The sequence below is a fragment of the Nocardia nova genome (assembly GCF_002933465.1).
In the GTDB taxonomy this organism is placed as follows: Bacteria; Actinomycetota; Actinomycetes; order Mycobacteriales; family Mycobacteriaceae; genus Nocardia; species Nocardia nova_B.
In genome coordinates, this window is sequence record NZ_PSZE01000018.1 from 1 (window position 1) to 13,272 (window position 13,272).

The 13,272-nt window shown below is 66.8% G+C and carries 17 protein-coding genes; 12 read left to right on the plus strand and 5 right to left on the minus strand.

The genetic code is table 11. From position 1 onward, the window contains the following. Both C5E41_RS20715 and C5E41_RS20720 read left to right on the plus strand, forming a co-directional pair. The coding region (locus tag C5E41_RS20715; protein WP_146097620.1) for a helix-turn-helix domain-containing protein at positions 1 to 127 on the plus strand (127 nt) is incomplete at its 5' end. 102 nt (positions 128 to 229) lie between these two features. After that, positions 230 to 1,054 (plus strand): aminoglycoside phosphotransferase, encoded by an 825-nt coding sequence (locus tag C5E41_RS20720; RefSeq protein WP_104377467.1) that lies wholly within the window; start codon positions 230 to 232, stop codon positions 1,052 to 1,054. 261 nt (positions 1,055 to 1,315) lie between these two features. On the opposite strand, the gene C5E41_RS35240 is transcribed toward C5E41_RS20720, so the two are convergent. Then, complete coding sequence (locus tag C5E41_RS35240) at positions 1,316 to 1,621, minus strand: thioesterase family protein (RefSeq protein ID WP_258081120.1); 306 nt, start codon at positions 1,619 to 1,621, stop codon at positions 1,316 to 1,318. 679 nt (positions 1,622 to 2,300) lie between these two features. Here C5E41_RS35240 and C5E41_RS20730 point away from each other — a divergent pair. Continuing rightward, positions 2,301 to 2,516: a hypothetical protein gene (locus C5E41_RS20730; protein WP_258081121.1), complete on the plus strand. Its 216-nt coding sequence runs from the start codon at positions 2,301 to 2,303 to the stop codon at positions 2,514 to 2,516. 107 nt (positions 2,517 to 2,623) lie between these two features. Here the strand turns inward: C5E41_RS20730 and C5E41_RS20735 are convergent, their stop codons facing one another. Together C5E41_RS20735 and C5E41_RS20740 are read right to left on the minus strand one after the other, a co-directional pair. Then, positions 2,624 to 3,523, minus strand: a complete 900-nt coding sequence (locus C5E41_RS20735) for a helix-turn-helix domain-containing protein (protein ID WP_104377469.1) — start codon at positions 3,521 to 3,523, stop codon at positions 2,624 to 2,626. 127 nt (positions 3,524 to 3,650) lie between these two features. After that, positions 3,651 to 3,881 (minus strand): DUF397 domain-containing protein, encoded by a 231-nt coding sequence (locus C5E41_RS20740; protein ID WP_030515774.1) that lies wholly within the window; start codon positions 3,879 to 3,881, stop codon positions 3,651 to 3,653. 431 nt (positions 3,882 to 4,312) lie between these two features. On the opposite strand from C5E41_RS20740, the gene C5E41_RS20745 reads away from it, so the two are divergent. From C5E41_RS20745 to C5E41_RS20765, 5 genes are all read left to right on the plus strand, one after another. Next, positions 4,313 to 5,113: an SAM-dependent methyltransferase gene (locus tag C5E41_RS20745; RefSeq protein WP_219823216.1), complete on the plus strand. Its 801-nt coding sequence runs from the start codon at positions 4,313 to 4,315 to the stop codon at positions 5,111 to 5,113. Between the two features lie 191 nt (positions 5,114 to 5,304). Beyond that, positions 5,305 to 5,520, plus strand: a complete 216-nt coding sequence (locus tag C5E41_RS20750) for a hypothetical protein (protein ID WP_062966811.1) — start codon at positions 5,305 to 5,307, stop codon at positions 5,518 to 5,520. Positions 5,521 to 5,683: 163 nt separating this feature from the next. Further along, positions 5,684 to 5,965, plus strand: a complete 282-nt coding sequence (locus tag C5E41_RS20755) for a hypothetical protein (protein ID WP_030515776.1) — start codon at positions 5,684 to 5,686, stop codon at positions 5,963 to 5,965. A 131-nt stretch (positions 5,966 to 6,096) separates the two neighbouring features. Continuing rightward, positions 6,097 to 6,654: a TetR/AcrR family transcriptional regulator gene (locus C5E41_RS20760; RefSeq protein WP_258081122.1), complete on the plus strand. Its 558-nt coding sequence runs from the start codon at positions 6,097 to 6,099 to the stop codon at positions 6,652 to 6,654. A gap of 117 nt (positions 6,655 to 6,771) precedes the next feature. Beyond that, positions 6,772 to 7,338: a hypothetical protein gene (locus C5E41_RS20765; RefSeq protein WP_258081123.1), complete on the plus strand. Its 567-nt coding sequence runs from the start codon at positions 6,772 to 6,774 to the stop codon at positions 7,336 to 7,338. A gap of 1 nt (position 7,339) precedes the next feature. On the opposite strand, the gene C5E41_RS20770 is transcribed toward C5E41_RS20765, so the two are convergent. Continuing rightward, a complete protein-coding gene (locus C5E41_RS20770; RefSeq protein WP_104377472.1) occupies positions 7,340 to 8,758 on the minus strand; it encodes an amino acid permease in 1,419 nt (472 codons plus the stop codon). Positions 8,759 to 8,864: 106 nt separating this feature from the next. Between C5E41_RS20770 and C5E41_RS20775 the strand changes: the two genes are divergently transcribed. The 4 genes from C5E41_RS20775 to C5E41_RS20790 all read left to right on the plus strand — a co-directional run bounded on the left by C5E41_RS20775 (position 8,865) and on the right by C5E41_RS20790 (position 12,320). Continuing rightward, positions 8,865 to 10,238: an MFS transporter gene (locus C5E41_RS20775; protein ID WP_181063343.1), complete on the plus strand. Its 1,374-nt coding sequence runs from the start codon at positions 8,865 to 8,867 to the stop codon at positions 10,236 to 10,238. Next, entirely contained in the window at positions 10,231 to 10,662 is a 432-nt protein-coding gene (locus C5E41_RS20780; RefSeq protein WP_258081124.1) for a MarR family winged helix-turn-helix transcriptional regulator, read from the plus strand. The genes C5E41_RS20775 and C5E41_RS20780 overlap by 8 nt, the downstream gene beginning before the upstream one ends. 9 nt (positions 10,663 to 10,671) lie before the next feature. After that, positions 10,672 to 11,157, plus strand: coding sequence for a universal stress protein (locus C5E41_RS20785; protein ID WP_258081125.1), 486 nt, complete (start codon positions 10,672 to 10,674; stop codon positions 11,155 to 11,157). Positions 11,158 to 11,240: 83 nt separating this feature from the next. After that, complete coding sequence (locus C5E41_RS20790; protein WP_104377474.1) at positions 11,241 to 12,320, plus strand: DoxX family protein; 1,080 nt, start codon at positions 11,241 to 11,243, stop codon at positions 12,318 to 12,320. Positions 12,321 to 12,345: 25 nt separating this feature from the next. Here the strand turns inward: C5E41_RS20790 and C5E41_RS20795 are convergent, their stop codons facing one another. Further along, positions 12,346 to 13,179: an alpha/beta fold hydrolase gene (locus C5E41_RS20795; RefSeq protein ID WP_104377475.1), complete on the minus strand. Its 834-nt coding sequence runs from the start codon at positions 13,177 to 13,179 to the stop codon at positions 12,346 to 12,348. Positions 13,180 to 13,272 lie beyond the last annotated feature (93 nt).

Below are 13,272 nucleotides of genomic sequence, written 5' to 3' on the forward strand. Positions count from 1 at the left end.
CCACACCAACACCGTCGACTACCGCCTCAAACGCATCGCCCAACTCACCCACCTCGACCCCACCCAACCCAGCGGACTCTGGTACCTCCGCAGCGCCCCCATCGCCCGCACCTACACCACCACATGAAAACCGCACCTGAAAACACAGGTGAAAGCACGCTGCCGAAAGCGGTGGCGGAATAACCGAGTTCCCTTGCCAGAGCAGGGCATCGGGGGTAATCCTTCGAGGGTGACAGTCGATCGGGCGCAGACATCCTCGCGCCGGCGCAACTGGGAGCAATTGCCCGCGGCGACCCGTGCGGCGGTCGAAGCGGTGACCGGTCCGGTCGCGCGGGCGGATTCGGTGATCGCCGGATTCAGCAGTCAACTCGCGACGGTGATCGAGACGGCGGACGGCCGGACCTTCATCAAGGGTGTGCCACAACGAGACCCGGAGGTGTGGACCCAGCACCGCGAGGCCACCCTGGCGCGGCACGTGACTCCGGTCGGCCCGAGGTTGCGGTGGCAGATCGCGGCCGGCGGGTGGGATCTGCTCGGATTCGAGTTCATCGCAGGACATTTCGCGGACTACCGCGTCGACGCCGATCTCGCCGCCACCGCAGCCGCGATGTCCGCGCTGAACCGGCTGCACCCGCCCGCCGAAGTAGAACTCAAGGATGCCGAGGTCCGCTGGGGCGCGTATCTCGACGACGACGCCGATACCGCGATTTTCTCCGGTGACGCCCTGCTGCACACCGACTGGAACTACAGCAACGTCATCATCGACCACGCCGAGGCCCGGCTCGTGGACTGGCCGTGGGCGACGCGGGGTGCGGCCTGGATCGACCCCGGATGCTGGATCGTCTGGCTCATCTTCGCCGGCCACGACCCGGCCGCCGCCGAGTCCTGGGCCGCGCAGGTCCCGGCGTGGCACTCCGCGTCCGAACGCGACCTGCGCATCTTCTCTGGCGCGCTGGCCGCGGAATGGACCGCGACGGCCAACCGCAGCCCCAACATGTGGACGCACGGCCTGCGCGACGCCGCCCGCCGATGGGCCGCCCACCGCGATCAGTGAGCGGCGACAGCGGCCGTACTAGCGGCGCGCGCCGCCGGCCGCGGCGATCACGCCGTCGAGATGACTCGCGGTGATCTGGCGGGCGGCAGTGGAAACGGCGGTGATCATCGCACTACCGAACGCGCCGTGCCGATCGAACAGGGTCGCGGTGCTGGCGGCGATCCCGTTGCGGCTTAGATGATTATCGGCCTCAATACCAGCTGCGTTTGCCGCTGCCGTTCTCGTGTTCCGAGGGCACCCGCGACCAGTGTGCGGAATCGTCTACTGCTCCCGGGTCCAGATCTCGCCAGGCGGTTGCTCGGACGGCTGCAGGAGGACCACCGAGGCGGGTGCCGCGGGTTCGCCGTCCTGGGTGACGACCGCATCGGCGAGCCGGATGCGCTTCCCGTTGCGCACGCGGGTCGTGGAGACCGACAGCTCGTGCATGCGCGCCGGCTTGAACAAGTCCACGGTCAGCCGTACCGGCACGAAGCCGTCGGTGGCGTGCTCGTTGTCGAGTGCTCGCGCCAGCAGCCCGCCCAACGCCGGCCCGACCACCTGATCGGCCGACCACTGGCTGGCCGCCATCCGATTCGGGGTGCAGCCCCCGCCGTCCACCGCGAAAATATCCGTGCGAGCTGTCCACCGCGCGTGCCTGTCTCCTCGGGTCGCCGCCTGTGAGCACCGCGGGCGGCCACTGTCGGCGACAGCCCGCGCTCGCCGACGGCGACTGATCTTGCTGGTCCAGGCAGATTGGTCCAGGCAGATATAGCACGGCAACGAGAACCGGTTCCAAGCCAGGGCCGCTACCCGGACACCACCGACGCGCTCGGCAGCGCATTCGATCACGACCGGCGTGTCATCTTCCGGCACCGATACCACATTTTTTCGGCGAGAGAACCAGCCGTCCGGTCCGTGTGGAAACAGTGCAGCAAGCCACCTGCCCGCCCCGGCCGGCGTGCCGGTCGGTATATCACCCCCGCTATGCGAATCGGCGCCGGATCACCTCCCGGACGGAGGGCTCCCGCGAAGGTCGGCAGCAACCCGTCAGCACCCGAAAACCGGGTCCTGACCGGGGATTCGATGTTGCAGATGTGCTTGCATATGATCTCGCGGCCGCCCTAGACTCGGGCTGCAAGGCAATGCAGGGGACTACCCGTGAGCCGCAGGGTGAACCGGAAGCCAATTTTCGCCGAAGGTAACCACGCGGCCTGGCGTCAGGGGCGTTCGTATGAACCAGCCAATGGGCCTCGGTCGGCTCGGAGTGATGGACAGGAACCGGACCGGGCATCACATCTATTCGCGGGAAACCGCAACATCTTTCGTCATCAGTGCGGTCGAGTCCACCGGAGCGGCCACACGCGACGATTTCGATATCGATCGCATCGTCACCACCGCGCACGCGATGGTGAACGATTGGGATTTCGACGCGATGCAACCGGAAGCTTTCTGGCGCATCGCATCCAGTTGCATCAAACAATAGATCGGGACGGAAGTAGTAGCCGCCGACCCTCTGGTCGGCGGCTACTGCTGTCTTCGAGGCATTACTGTCTTCGAGGAGCGATACACCGCAATGCCGGATCGGAGGGTCTAGGCAGGGTCGGAAAGGTCGGCCGCGGCCTTCTTCATCGTCTCGCGTGACCGCTCCGGCGGTTCGGCCTGCACACTGAGCCGATCCATGACCTGGCGGTAGAGCTCCAGATCCTGCTGGCGATCCAAATACAGTGCGCTGGTGAGCTGTTCGAGATACACGATATCGGGCAGTTCGGGTTCGGCGAAGCGCAGCATCGTGAACGAGCTGCCCGCCGCCGCATGGCCGCCGGCCGCATACGGCAGTACCTGGATGGTCACGTTCGGCTTCATCGAGACCTCGACCAGATGGTCGAGCTGTGCGCGCAGCACCTGCTCACCGCCGATCGGCCGGTGCAGCACCGCTTCGTCGAGGACGGCCCACAGCGTCGGCGCTCCGGGGCGGTCCAGGATTTCCTGGCGCTTCTTGCGTAGTTCCACCCGGCGGGCGGCCTCGGCGTTCTCGTGACCGAGCGCCACCACCGAGCGGGTGTACTCCTCGGTCTGCAGCAGACCGGGAACGAGCTGTCCTTCGAAGGTACGGATCGACTTCGACGCGTGTTCCAGACCCAGATAGGTCTCGAACCATTGGGGCAGCAGATCGTTATAGCTGTGCCACCACCCCGGCTGATTCGCGCGGCTCACCAGATCGAGGAACATCTCACGCTCTTCGGCGTTGTCGACGCCGTAGAGCGTCAGCAGATCGCGAATGTCGCGTTCCTTGAAACCGGTGCGCCCCAACTCGAGCCGGCTGATCTTCGCGTGTGAGCCACGGATGTGCTCGCCGGCCGCCTCACGCGTGATGCCGGCGGCTTCCCGCAGTTTGCGGAGCTGTCCGCCGACCGCGATCCGAAGCGCCGTCGGACCGCGTTCGGCGACAAGCGAATCCACACGGCCGATCCGGACGGGCTCTGCCATCATGAGGTTTACTCCGATGCTCGACGATCACCGGCAATGAGGGTACAGCCATCGAGAGCAGCTGGTCGAACATCAGGGATCTCTGCCTCGTCGCGTACCGACACCGCGCCGAGTGCCATGCTACCGCCGATCAGGCCAGATCGTCGAACTCTCCGCTCTTCGCGCCGCGGAGAAACGCGTCGATCTCGGGGCGGGTGTAGACGAGCACCGCTCCCTCGGGATCACGCGAGTTGCGCACGGCAACCAGGCCATTGGACAAATCGGCCAATTCGACACAGTTCCCGCTCGGATTGCTGAACGTGCTCTTGCGCCACGCAGCTTCGGACAGGCGGCCGGCTGTGGTGGCAGTGGAATCGGTCATGACTGTCTCCAGGGTTCGTGGTGGCCGAGCTCGGCAGCGGTGGCTCACACTCGGCGATCCGGATTGATCGAGCTGATGCCTATCTTCAGCTCTTGCATATGTTCGAGCAAATGTACTTGCATTTGAAACCGACGCTTTGAACGATAGCACGGGGGTTGACTCGGATCGAGCCCTCCGGAAAACCGCAAAAAACCAAGGGCGACAAGGCCTTTTCCACGCCTTATCCATTGACTCGTCATCATTCGAACCGCCATCCGAGCGCCAGAAATTGGTGGCCGACCGGTCGGTTTCAGGCCTCGACCAGGGTGGATGACACATTCCCCGCGGATCCGCACACCGGATGCGGTGGTTTCGATTACCGTCTCGCGGACCCGGCATCGGCAACCGCCGGACGGGACTCGAGCGTCGGAACCGGGAGCAGGAGGGAATCGGTGCCGCCAAGACAGCAGCAGCCGAGCCGGGAGCGTGAGATTCGGACCGATATCCCGCACACCGCGCGGATTTGGAACTACTGGATGGGTGGACGGCAGAATTTCGAGGTCGATCGCCGGGTCGGCAGCGCGGCAACGGAACTCGATCCCGGTATCACCGCCCTGGCGGCCGAGAGCCGCCGCTTTCTCCGGCGCGCGGTCGAGCATCTCGCCGGCAACCTCGGAATCACCCAGTTCCTCGACATCGGCGCGGGGCTGCTCGCCACGGACAACACCCACGAGGTCGCGTGCCGGCGCAATCCGGCGGCCCGGGTCGTCTATGTGGACAACGATCCGCTGGTGCTCACCCACGGCCGGACGCTGCTGACCGATCCGCGAGCCGTTTATCTGGACGCGGATCTGCGCGAACCGGACCGGCTGTTCGCCCGTGCCGCAGACATTCTCGATCTCGACCGTCCGGTCGCGGTCATGTTCATGGGCGTGCTGGGTCACTGCGAACGCATCGGCGAACTCCGTGGAGTCGTCGCCGACTCGATGGCGCGGGTCTGCCGCGGCAGCTACCTCGCCTACTGGGACGGCACCATCGACAGCGTCGATTTCGTCCGCATGTGCGCGACGTACGAAAACGTCACGGCCGTACCGTATTTTCCGCGCGACCATTGCGAGTTGCGCTCCATCTTCGCGGACCTGGAGTTGCTCGAACCCGGCTTCGTCCCCCTGACTCGATGGCGCCGGCCGGCCGGCGAACCGGCGCCCACCGTGCCGGTGTCGGCCTACGGCGCGGTGGCGCGCAAACCCTGATCACCCCTTGGGGCACAACACTTCCGATCACCGACGTGTGTGCAGATGTACTTGCATTTGCTCCTTGCAGCGCCGTAAACTCGACCGCACGACATGGCCGGACCACGCCGGAGTAGGCAGGCCGGAAGCAGCGGGAGGCCGTGCCGCAAAGTTCGCTTCCGCAATCTTTCGCCAACGGTCGAGGGCATCCCATGAACCAACTGCTCCAGCATTCCGGTACATGCGATCACGGCATATCCGAGCACCGCACGTCGGGCGCCGATCAGGTCGGTGACTGCGCCACCGAACCCCGGGAACTCACCTATCCCCGCGCCCGTGCGATTCTCTACGCACACGACCGGCACCTGTCGTGCCGGCAGTGGATCGCCGCCGCGGCGTACCTGTCCGCCGGGCTCGACGACGAGTAGATCGCTCCGCGTTCGGCACGCCCGTCAAGGCGGCTGAACGCCTCGAAACCGGCCCCCGACACCGCGATTCCGCGATCACGCTCGCAATCGCCTGTCACCAGGACGAATACGCGCCCTACGATGGTGGTACCCGCACCACACCATCTTGTGGAACGAGGGCATCATGATCCTTCTCGCGATGCACGACGTCATAGTGGCCCAAGTCGGCAACCCGACGCCCGAGACACCTCCGGCGGCGGACAAACTACTGAAACTGGTGCGCTACTTCACCTGGTTCATGCTGCTGTCGGGGACCAGCGCGATCATCTTCGCCGGCGGCCGGTTCGCCTGGGAAAAGTGGAACGGCGGACCACTGGAGTCACCGAAGATGGTGGCCGGGGCCCTCGTCGGCGGCCTGGTGGCCACCAGCGCCGGAACCTTGATGAATTCGATTCTGGCGCAGTAATTCCCGACATTCCGGACGATTCGTCCGGAACCATGGATTCGCCACCCTGCCGCCGGACGCCGCCCCCAGTAGACTGAACGCGGACCACCGGCCGATCCGGTGCCGTCCCTCGGTCGAGAAGGGAGGCTCCGGTGGCCGGCAGGCGGACCGACACACGGGACCGAATCCGGTCGGTCGCCATGGAACTGTTCTCCGCGCACGGCTACGAACAGACCTCGATCCGGGAAATCGCCGATCGGCTCGCCATCACCAAAGCCGCGGTCTACTACCACTTCCGATCCAAGGAAGACATCGTCGTCAGCCTCGCCGACGATCTGCGCACGGGCATCGACGACCTGCTGGCCTGGGCCGCGGACCAACCGTCCGGACCGGACACCGGCCGGGAGATCTTGCGCCGCTATGGGGCGGTGCTGCACCGCACCGGGCGGGAGATGGCCCGGTTCATGTACGAGAACCAGCCCGCGTTCCGCCGGCTCGGCGTGGGGTCGGACCTGCGCTATCAATTTCGCGCGGTCGCCGACGCGATGACCGCCGCCGACCACGAACCCGTGGCGGTCTTCCATGCCCGCCAAGCTCTGCTGGCCATCTCATGGAGTACCGGGATGATGGGCGATGTCGACCTGACCGACGAGCAATGTCGCCGGGCGGCAGAGGATATCGCGCTGGCCATCTACGAGCGGGCACAATGAGAGCCTGATGAAGGCCGGCCCGAGGACATCATGAATACACGCGTAACCCTCCTGGCCGCTGCGATACTCGCGGCGCCGCTCCTGATATGTGGGTGCTCCCACCAGAATTCGTCACCGGTGAGCCAGGCGGTACATCCGGTGCCCATCGCCCACCAGGGCGCTCCCGCGGTCGGCCCCGGCCCGTCGGGCACCTACACCGTTGCCGCGCAACCGGCGCCCGGCAGCTGTCATTTCGGCAAAACCGCTGACGGACAGCCACTTCCGGACCCGCACTGCACCCCGGGCGCGACCAATCCGAAGGTCACACCCGCAACCGTCAAGTCGACGATCTGCGTCGGCGGATACACCCAATCCATCCGCCCGCCGGCGAGTATCACCGACCGGGAGAAGAAGGCGAACGCCGAGTCCTACGGTTACACCGGCAATCTGCACGATGCCGAATACGACCACTTGATCTCGCTGGAACTCGGCGGCGATCCGAACGATCCGCGCAATCTGTGGGTCGAACCGCCCTCACCCGACCACAAGGCCGGGTCGGGGCCGAACAATCCCAAGGATTCGGTGGAGAACACGCTGCATTCGCTGATCTGCTCCGGCGCGGTCGGCCTGACCGACGCGCAGAACGCCATCGCGGCCGACTGGACCACCGCATTGGCGGCGGTCGGCCATCCGGACGGAAAGTAGGTCAGCTCACCGCGGATGCCCGGCGGCGCTTCAACCGGTTCACCACCGGGTATCCGGCGCAGACGACCACCGCCCACCCCAGGCCGACCGCCAGCGCGGTCCGTCCGCTGTCGGTCCAGAACAGCAGCACGACGACCAGTCCGAGGAAGGCCAGTGCCAGCACCGAGCTGACCGGCGCCCCGGGCAGGCGATAGTCGCTGGCCGGCAGCTCGCCGTGGCGCACGCGGGCCCGGTAGATCAGGTGGCAGACCAGGATCATGCCCCAGACGAAGATGATGCCGATCGTCGACACCGAGGTGATGTAGTTGAACGCCTTGTCCGGGGAGACCAGGTTGACGATCACGCCGACCACCATCATCGCCGCCGAGAGCACGATGCCCGCGAACGGCACCCGGCGAGCGCTCAGGCCACCGAGCGCGGCCGGGGCCTCACCACGCAGCGAGAGACTGCGCACCATCCGACCGGTCGAGTAGATGCCGGAGTTGCACGACGACAGCGCCGCGGTCAGCAGCACGAAATTGATGATCCCGGCCGCCCCCGGAATGCCGATCTGCTCGAACACCTCTACGAACGGGCTGCGCCCGGAGTGGAAGACCCGCCAGCTCGACACCGACATGATCACGATCAGCGCGCCCACATAGAACAGCCCAATCCGCAGCGGGAGCGAATTGATCGCCCGGCGCAGAGTGCGGCGCGGATCGGCGGCCTCGCCCGCGGTCACACCGACGAGTTCGACGCCCACATAGGCGAATAGCACGATCTGCAACGCCAGTAGGGCTTGACCGAATCCCTTCGGGAAGACACCTCCGTCGGCCCACAGATTGGTCACCGTCGGATCCGGCGCGTGGCCGAAACCGAAGATCAGCACGCCGATACCGATGACGATCATCGCGACGATCGCGGTCACCTTGATGATCGAGAACCAGAACTCGCCCTCGCCGAACAGCTTCACCGAGATCAGGTTCGCGGCGAACAGCACGCCGAGTACGACGAGCGCGGTGACCCATTCCGGGATCGCGAACCAGTACTTGACGTATTTGCCGGCGACGGTGATCTCGGCCATGCAGGTCGACACCCACACCGCCCAGTAGGTCCAGCCGGTGACGAAGCCCGCGAAGCGACCGAGGAATTCGTGCGCGTATTCACCGAAACTGCCCGAGACCGGCCGGTAGGTGAGCAGCTCCCCCAACGCGCGCATGATCACGAAGATCGCCAGGCCGGCGGCGAGATAGCACAGGATCAGCGCCGGACCGGCCTGTTCGATGGCCCCACCGGATCCGTAGAACAGTCCCGTGCCGATCGCCCCGCCGATGGCGATCATCTGGATGGTTCGGGGGTTGAGGCCGCGCTGGTAGCCCTCTTCACCCGCGGACGCGAGGGCGGTCGCGCCCGTTCCCTCGGGTTTCCGGTCGGTCGTCATATCGCAGCACCGTACCGGGTCCGGACGGGGGCGCGACCGGTGCGACCGTCCAGTGAACTAGTTCACAGTTCTTGCCAGCTAATAGTTGTGGTAGCACAATCATTGTGTGCCTACAACTGTTTCCGGGGTGACGCCGCGTCACAAGACGATCGTGCTGGTCACCTGCTGTCTGAGCCTGCTGATCTCGTCGATGGACGCGACCATCGTCAACGTCGCGATTCCGACCATCCGCAGCGATATGGACGCGCCACTGTCGCGGCTGCAGTGGATCGTCGACGTCTACACCCTCACCCTGGCGAGCCTGCTGATGCTCTCCGGCGCGACCGCCGACCGCTTCGGCCGCAAGCGCATGTTCCGGATCGGACTGAGCATCTTCGCCCTGGGCTCACTGCTGTGCAGCGTTGCTCCCGATATCGACATGCTGGTCGGGGCCCGTTTCATCCAGGCCATCGGCGGCTCGATGCTCAATCCCGTCGCGATGTCGATCATCACCACCGTCTTCACCGGCCGGGTCGAACGGGCGCGGGCGGTGGGCGTCTGGGGCGCGGTGGTCGGCATCTCCACCGCGATCGGCCCGATGGTCGGCGGCGTGCTGATCGACGCGCTGGGCTGGCAGTCGGTGTTCTGGATCAATCTGCCGATCTGCGCGGTCGCGCTGGTGCTGACCACTCGCTACGTCCCGGAATCGAAGTCGCGGACCGCACGCGGGATCGACCCGCTCGGCCAGGTGCTGGCCGTCGTGGTGATGTTCACGCTGGTCTTCGGGCTGATCGAACGTCGCCCGGAGATCTTCGGCCTCACCGCCGTGGCACTGGCCGGATTCCTCTACGTCGAACGGCGGCACCGCTCGCCGTTCATCGATCTGCGGTTTTTCCGCAGCGTGCCGTTCGCGGCGGCCACCGTCACCGCGATCTGCGCGTTCGCCGGGCTGGGCGCCTTCCTTTTCAGCGCTTCGCTGTATCTGCAAGGTGTACGGCATTATTCGGCTGTGCACACGGGACTTCTCTACCTGCCGATGGCGCTGGGGATGCTGATCTGCTCGCCGCTGTCGGGCCGGCTGGTCGGCCGCTTCGGCACCCGGCCCTCGCTGGTCGCCGCCGGAATTCTGATGACGACGGCCGCGGCGCTGCTGACCACGCTGCGGCCCGATACTCCGATCTGGCAGCTCATCGTGACGTTCGCGATCTTCGGCGCCGGTTTCGGCACGGTGAACCCGCCGATCACCACCGCCGCGGTCAGCGGGATGCCGATGGATCGCGCGGGCGCGGCCTCGGCGGTGGCCTCGACCAGCCGCCAGATCGGTGTCAGCGTCGGTGTCGCCCTGTGCGGGCTGCTATCCGGGGCGGGATTGTGGTGGGTGGTGGCCGCTCTCGCGGCGGGCGTCGGGGTGTTGGGCATCGCCGCCAACACCGGATGGGCACTGCGCTCGCGCGACCGGATCGCTCCCCTGCTCGAACACAAGGAGCCCGCCCGTGTCTGACGACGAGCTCACCGTCGCTGCGGAACCAACGCCCGACGAGGTCTGGCGCGTGCTGACCGATGTGGTCAAGGACACCCGCGACACCTGGAAGCGCGCGGTGGTCGATCGAATGGGCATGCCCTTCAGCAGATTCCGCGTGTTGCGGCGACTGCTGCCCGGTCCGCTGCCGCTGAAGGAACTGGCCCGGGTGGCCAGCATGGACGCGCCGGCCACCACCGTGGTGGTCAACGACCTCGAGGCCCGCGGTCTGGTCTCGCGCGAAACCGCTCCGGACGATCGACGGCGCAAGCTGGTGACCATCACCGATGCCGGGCGGGAGGTGATCGCGCAGGCGATGGCCACTCCCGACCCGCCGCCGCCCACGCTGACCGCGCTGTCCGCCCAGCAGTTGCGCACCCTGCACGATCTGTTGCGCCTGCTCTAGGCTCGGATCGTGGCCGAAGAGACAACACCGGAGTGGGCGCCCGGCCTGTCGTCGGGTTTCGAACTGGGCACCGACGGGCCCCGGGTGATCATGGTCGGCATCGACGGTTCGGATGCCTCCTGGCGCGCGACCGCGTATGCGGCCGGATTGGCCCGGCGTCAGAACTCCCTGCTGGCAATGGTTTACGTCCAACCGTGGATCGCCATGGCCGGCGCCTACGGCGTCGACGTCCAGGGCGCGACCGCCGAGATGGCCGAGGATCTGGCCCGGCAGGTGCGCGAACACGCGGAGAAGGTCAAGGACGTCTACCGGACCCGCTGGAAGTTCATGACCCGCCGCGGCGACCCGTTCACAGTGCTGGCCGAGGCCGCCGACGAGTTGAAGGCCGACGGCGTCGTGGTCGGCGCGTCCGAGAAGGCCGGGCATCGAATTATCGGCTCGGTCGCGGTGCGTCTGGTGAAAGCAGGGCGCTGGCCGGTTACTGTCGTGCCCTGAGCTCCGTCGGCGTCCCGAGGTGATTGGGACGCGGCATCGGGGGAACCCGCCGGAACGAGACCGTTGAGGAAAGGGTTTTCACTATGTTGATTCGCCGCCTTGCCCGACCGCTGCTGGCGTCGGTGTTCGTCGTCGACGGAGTCGACACTCTGATGCATCCCGAGCCGCGGGCGCAGGCCGCTACCACCTTGGTGTCCCACGGAGAACAGCGGCTGCCGGATTCGGTATCGGCCAAACTGCCCTCCGATCCGGCGAAAGTGGTGCGGATCAATGCCATCGTCCGGGTCGGTGCCGGAACGCTGCTCGCGCTGAATCGTGCCCCCCGGCTCTCGTCGCTGGCGCTGGCGGTGACCGTCATTCCGGCCACCGTGACCGAGCAGGACTTCTGGAACGAATCGGATGCGCAGCAACGTGCCGCCAAGCGCACGGCATTCCTCAAGGATGTCGGTCTGCTCGGTGGCCTGCTCATCGCCGCCGCTGATACCGAGGGCAAGCCCTCGCTGGGCTGGCGGGGTCGCCGGGCCGCGCGTAAAGCCGCCGCCGCCCTCCCCTTCACCGCCGCCACCACCGAAACGGTGCGGGATCGCCTGCAGCAGCAAGCCGTCCGCGGCCGGGAACTGGCCGCGGTGGCCGCCGACAAGGGCGCCGATCTGGCCTCGGTCGCGCAGTCGCGCGGCGCTGAACTAGCCTCGGTGGCCCAGTCGCGCGGCGGTGAACTCGCCGAGGCGGCCCGCGAACACGGCGCCGAATGGGCGGAATTGGCGCGTAACCGCGGCGCCGAGTTGGCCGGCACCGCTCTCGACCATCGCGGCGAGTGGGCCGAACTGGCCAAGCGGCGCGGCGCGGACCTGGCCGAGGCCGCCCGCGAACACGGCGGCGAGTGGGCCGAACTGGCCAAGCGCAAGAGCGCGGAACTCGCCGACACCGCGGGCGATCACCGGGGCGACTGGGCCGAGATCGCGAAGCACCGCGGCACCGAATGGGCCGAAGCCGCCCGCGAACACGGCGGCGAATGGGCCGAGGTGGCCAAGCAGCGTGGGTCGATCTTCGCGCGCCAGGCCCGCAAGCGCGCCGAGAAGGCGGCCGAGGCCACCCGCGAGCGTGCGGAGAAGGCCGCGGAGACGGCCCGCGAACGTCTGGTCGAGGCCAGAAATGGCAAGTGACACATCGTTTCTCACCGGGGCCTGATCAGGCCCCGGTGAGAAAGGCCGTCATTGCCGCGGCCACGGCCTCGGGTTGATCGAGCATCGACAGCACGTACGCGTCGCCGATTTCCACCAGTCGGCCCGCGGGCAGGAGTTCGGCGAGGCGGCACCCGTGGTCGCGGGGCATCGGCGCGGCCTGCGGGGACCACAGCACCAGGGCGCGGCCGGGGAAGTTCCGCAAGGCTTCGGTATCGGCGATCAGCTGCGCGGCCGGTGGCAACACCCGGCCGTATTTGCGCACATCGCGGCGGATGTCCGGATCGCGCAGGGCGGGTTCGGTCCAGCCCCGCATCAGTTCGTCGGGTATCGGATCACGCGCCATCTGCCCATAGATCAGCGACGAGCGGCGCAACAGCCCGATGCGCAACTGGCGCAGAACGATCGGGAGCGCACCCGGGACCCGCAGCGCGAGCACCGCCAGCTTTCCGGGCAGTCCGGGCGGGAAGTTGTCGAAAGCCTCGCACGGCAAAACGACCAACTGGGCGACCCGTTTGTCCAGGCCGTAGGCGGTGAGGAACAGCCCGCCGCCCCAGTCGGAATGCACCAGGGTGACCTCGCGCAAGTCCAGCGCGTCGAGGAAATCGGCGAGCACCACATTCTGGCCGCGCATACTCAAATCCGCGTCCGGCCGCATCGGTTCCGGATGCGAGCCGAGCGGCAGCACCGGCCGCACATAGCGAAAACCGCTGGGCAGCAACGGCATCACGCGGTCCCACACCGTATGGTCGATGAGCAGTCCGTGCAGCAGCACGACCGGCGGCCCCTGCCCCTCCTCGACGTAATGAATCGGCCCGGCGGGAACTTCGACGACCGGCATACTCCTGCCACCTCCGTATCGCAATCGCGCGGCCACGCCATGAAAAACGCGTCCACCTGGTAGAACGTTCATTCTAGAGCGTGTGTTCTAGTA

Bases quoted from the DNA above. Each gene is read 5' to 3' on its own strand.
- C5E41_RS35240 (WP_258081120.1), bottom strand. From the start codon at position 1,621: ATGGCGGCCAGCCAGTGGTCGGCCGATCAGGTGGTCGGGCCGGCGTTG.
- C5E41_RS20730 (WP_258081121.1), top strand. From the start codon at position 2,301: ATGGACAGGAACCGGACCGGGCATCACATCTATTCGCGGGAAACCGCA.
- C5E41_RS20735 (WP_104377469.1), bottom strand. From the start codon at position 3,523: ATGATGGCAGAGCCCGTCCGGATCGGCCGTGTGGATTCGCTTGTCGCC.
- C5E41_RS20740 (WP_030515774.1), bottom strand. From the start codon at position 3,881: ATGACCGATTCCACTGCCACCACAGCCGGCCGCCTGTCCGAAGCTGCG.
- C5E41_RS20750 (WP_062966811.1), top strand. From the start codon at position 5,305: ATGAACCAACTGCTCCAGCATTCCGGTACATGCGATCACGGCATATCC.
- C5E41_RS20755 (WP_030515776.1), top strand. From the start codon at position 5,684: ATGATCCTTCTCGCGATGCACGACGTCATAGTGGCCCAAGTCGGCAAC.
- C5E41_RS20770 (WP_104377472.1), bottom strand. From the start codon at position 8,758: ATGACGACCGACCGGAAACCCGAGGGAACGGGCGCGACCGCCCTCGCG.
- C5E41_RS20790 (WP_104377474.1), top strand. From the start codon at position 11,241: ATGTTGATTCGCCGCCTTGCCCGACCGCTGCTGGCGTCGGTGTTCGTC.
- C5E41_RS20795 (WP_104377475.1), bottom strand. From the start codon at position 13,179: ATGCCGGTCGTCGAAGTTCCCGCCGGGCCGATTCATTACGTCGAGGAG.